Source organism: Mycobacterium sp., from assembly GCF_040398885.1.
In the GTDB taxonomy this organism is placed as follows: Bacteria; Actinomycetota; Actinomycetes; order Mycobacteriales; family Mycobacteriaceae; genus Mycobacterium.
Genome location: NZ_JBBATF010000241.1, coordinates 1 through 3,167 on the forward strand (window position 1 = coordinate 1; position 3,167 = coordinate 3,167).

The 3,167-nt window shown below is 70.9% G+C and carries 5 protein-coding genes; 4 read left to right on the plus strand and 1 reads right to left on the minus strand.

Features of this window, described 5'->3' with window-relative positions:
- Positions 1–243, plus strand: a 243-nt coding sequence (locus ADBZ5U_RS15385; RefSeq protein WP_526811640.1) for a malic enzyme-like NAD(P)-binding protein, incomplete at its 5' end; no start/stop codon positions are given.
- A gap of 10 nt (positions 244–253) precedes the next feature.
- The gene (locus ADBZ5U_RS15390) at positions 254–1,099 is read left to right on the plus strand and encodes a glycine betaine ABC transporter substrate-binding protein (RefSeq protein WP_526811642.1); all 846 of its coding nucleotides are present in this window, start codon (positions 254–256) and stop codon (positions 1,097–1,099) included.
- Positions 1,100–1,116: 17 nt separating this feature from the next.
- On the opposite strand, the gene ADBZ5U_RS15395 is transcribed toward ADBZ5U_RS15390, so the two are convergent.
- A complete protein-coding gene (locus ADBZ5U_RS15395; protein WP_526811644.1) occupies positions 1,117–1,947 on the minus strand; it encodes an SDR family NAD(P)-dependent oxidoreductase in 831 nt (276 codons plus the stop codon).
- 94 nt (positions 1,948–2,041) lie between these two features.
- On the opposite strand from ADBZ5U_RS15395, the gene ADBZ5U_RS15400 reads away from it, so the two are divergent.
- Together ADBZ5U_RS15400 and ADBZ5U_RS15405 are read left to right on the plus strand one after the other, a co-directional pair.
- Positions 2,042–2,416, plus strand: a complete 375-nt coding sequence (locus ADBZ5U_RS15400) for a DUF732 domain-containing protein (protein ID WP_526811646.1) — start codon at positions 2,042–2,044, stop codon at positions 2,414–2,416.
- A gap of 40 nt (positions 2,417–2,456) precedes the next feature.
- A partial coding sequence (locus ADBZ5U_RS15405) for a DUF1254 domain-containing protein (protein ID WP_526811648.1) occupies positions 2,457–3,167 on the plus strand: 711 nt, incomplete at its 3' end.

The window sequence follows — 3,167 nt, forward strand, 5'->3', positions numbered from 1 at the left end:
GCCACCGGGCGCAGCGACTTCCCGAACCAGATCAACAACGTGCTGGCCTTCCCCGGGGTGTTCCGCGGGGCGCTGGACGCCGGCGCGCGCCGGATCACCGAGAAGATGAAAGTGGCTGCGGCCGAGGCGATCTTCTCCGTCGTCGGCGACGATCTGGCCGCCGACCACATCGTTCCCAGCCCGCTCGACCCGCGGGTGGGACCGGCGGTCGCCGCCGCGGTGGCCGCTGCCGCCGAGGTGTGAGCCCGCTCCCATGACCCGGCGGGCCGTCGGTCGGCTGACGGCCGTGCTGGCCGTGCTGGCCGCAGGGTGCGGCAGCCCGGGTCCGGGTCCCGCGCTGACCGTCGCGGCGTCCACCGACCCGCAGAACCTCCTGCTGGCCAACATCTACGCCGCCGGGTTGCGCTACTACGGGACGGCGGCGAGCGTCGAGACCTCCGGGGATCCGCTGGCGGCCCTGGACGCCGGTGAGGCCGGGGTGGCGGCGGGTCTCACCGGCCGTCTGCTGCAGAGGCTCGATCCGGGGTCGACGGCCCGGTCGGCCGAACAGGTGTACCGCGCGCTGGCCGGCGCCCTGCCGGAGGGGGTCGCGGTCGGTGACTACGCGGTGGCCGCCGAGGACAAACCGGCACTGGCGGTCACCGAGGCCACGGCCGCCGCGTGGGGTGGTCGCGATCTGACCGCACTGGTGGCTCACTGCCCCCAGGTGCGCGTCGGCGTTGCGGCCGGGATGGACCGGCAAAGTCGGGTGGGCGAGTGTGCGCTGCCTCCGCCGCGCCGATATGGGACCCCCGCAACGCTTTTCGACGCGCTGCGTGCGGGAGCCGTCACGGCGGCCTGGACGACCACCGCGGCGACCGGGGTGCCCGACGGCGTCGTCGTGCTCGTCGACCGCAAACCGGCGCTGATACCGGCCGAGAACGTCGTCGCGGTCTACCGGCGCAATGAGTTGGGGCAAATGCAGTTGCGGGCCGTCAACGAGATCGCGGGTGTCCTCGACACCGCGTCGCTGGTGGGCATGCTGGACCGGGTCGAGTCGGGAGCCGACCCGGAGGCGGTGGCCGAGGACTGGCTGGCGGCCAATCCGCTGGGCCGTTGAGCGCTGGGCCCAGAGGCTCAGCGGGTGGGCGGCATCGTCCGCTTGGCCAGCTCGACCAGCAGCCGGTGGTAGCCGGGTCCGGTGACCCGCACGACCGCGTCGAGGATCTTGGCGTCGGTGCCCACCAGGACCCGCGCCTTGTTCCTGGCCACACCCTCGAGGATGATCTGCGCGGCCCGTTCCGGGGATGTCCGGGCCATCTTGGAGTCGAACCACTGGGCCAGGTTGGCCTGGTCGAGGCCCTCGGCGGCGGTGGCGTTGCGGGCGATCGCGGTCTTGATGCCCCCGGGGTGCACGGTGGTCACCTTCACCGGATGGCGGGCCAGCATCATCTCCTGGCGCAGCGCCTCGGTGAAGCCGCGCACGGCGAACTTCGCCGAGTTGTAGGCGGCCTGGCCGGGGACGGCGAACAGGCCGAAGACACTGGAGATGTTGACCACGTGCCCGTCGCCCGAGGCGATCAGGTGCGGCAGGAACGCCTTGGTGCCGGTGACCACACCCCAGTAGTCGACGTCCATGATCCGTTCGATGTCCTTGAACGGGCTGATCTCGACGTCGCCGGTATAGGCGATGCCGGCGTTGTTGTAGATCTGGTTGACCTTGCCGAAGTGGTCGGCGACCTCGTCGGCGTAGAGCAGGAAGCGCTCCCGCTCGGTGACGTCGAGCCGGTCGGCCTTGACCCTCGCGCCCTCCGCGGCAAGGCGGTCCTCGGTGACCCTCAGGCCCTCGGTGTCGACGTCGCTGATCGCCACCGCCGCCCCGGAACGTCCCAGTTCGATCGCCAGCGCCTGCCCGATGCCCGAGCCCGCCCCGGTCACAACCGCCACTCTGCCGGCGAATCCCTGCATGAACGCTCCTGTTTGACGGGTGTCGACTCGCTTCAGGGTAACAGCGGGGATTCAGGTGCGTAACGCCCGAGACGGGGCTTACGATGGGGTCATCATGAAGCTCCGATTCGTCACCGGTTCGGTCGTTCTCGCCGCGGGTCTGGCCGGCGGGCTGTTCGCCGCCCCCGCCCAGGCCGATCCGGCGCTGGACGTCGACAATTTCCTGTCAACGCTGGACGGCCTCGGTCTCGGCAACGTCGATCCGGCGAAGGCGATCGCCGTGGGGCAGTCGCTGTGCCCGGTGCTGGCCGAGAGCGGCCAGAACACCGCAGACGTCGCGGCCAAGGTGTCCGACGCCATCGGCCGTCCGCTCGGGCCGGCCTCCATGTTCACCGGCGCGGCGATCTCGTTCCTGTGCCCGCGGGCGGTGGAGAACGTCACCAACGACCTGGCCAACGGCAAGCTGCCGATTCCGCTGTTCGGGAACTGATCCCGCCGGGGGGAAACGGACACCTGCGTACAGTTCAGGAATGACTGCGACGAAAGGCCCCGATCCCGCCCTGCCGACGTCACGTCGCCGGTTCATCGGCGGGGGTGCGGCGGCCGCCGCGGCAATGGCGGTGGGCGGCGCGGCCCTCGCGGCGTGCAGCACCGAGAAATCCACCGGCGGCGGGACCGCCGGAACCACGGCGGCCGGCACACCGGCGCCGACGTCCGGCGTACCGCTGGAGAAGGCCACCCTGCACGGCAACGAGGTCATCGCGACCCCTGCCGGTGACATCGCCCTCGCCAACACCTACTTCGACGCCGACGCCTCCGAGCGGCTCTACGACGAGATGGACTTCCAGCGCGCGACCCAGGCCTACCTCTGGAGCACGCCGCTGGTCAGCACGGCCACCTGGCGTGACCAGCAGGCCAAGGCCTACGGGGTCACCGGGGAGACCGACTTCGTGGTGCTGCGGTCGCTGAAGGAGAAGCGCGGCATCGTCACCGCCAACCTGACGACGCCCTACATCTTCAACTTCCTGAGCCTGGAGCAGGGCCCGCTGGAGATCGAGTACCCGGCCGGCCAGACCGCCGGTGGCGTGATGGACTTCTGGCAGCGGCCGGTGGCCGACCTCGGCCTGACCGGTCCGGATCAGGGCAAGGGTGGCAGGTACATCATCGTCGGGCCCGCCGACGACCCGGCGAAGTTCGACAAGCCCGGCTACTTCGTCCGCCAGAGCGCGACCAACAACATC

Coding starts and splice junctions, on each gene's coding strand:
- ADBZ5U_RS15390 (WP_526811642.1), top strand. CDS start 254: ATGACCCGGCGGGCCGTCGGTCGGCTGACGGCCGTGCTGGCCGTGCTG.
- ADBZ5U_RS15400 (WP_526811646.1), top strand. CDS start 2,042: ATGAAGCTCCGATTCGTCACCGGTTCGGTCGTTCTCGCCGCGGGTCTG.
- ADBZ5U_RS15395 (WP_526811644.1), bottom strand. CDS start 1,947: ATGCAGGGATTCGCCGGCAGAGTGGCGGTTGTGACCGGGGCGGGCTCG.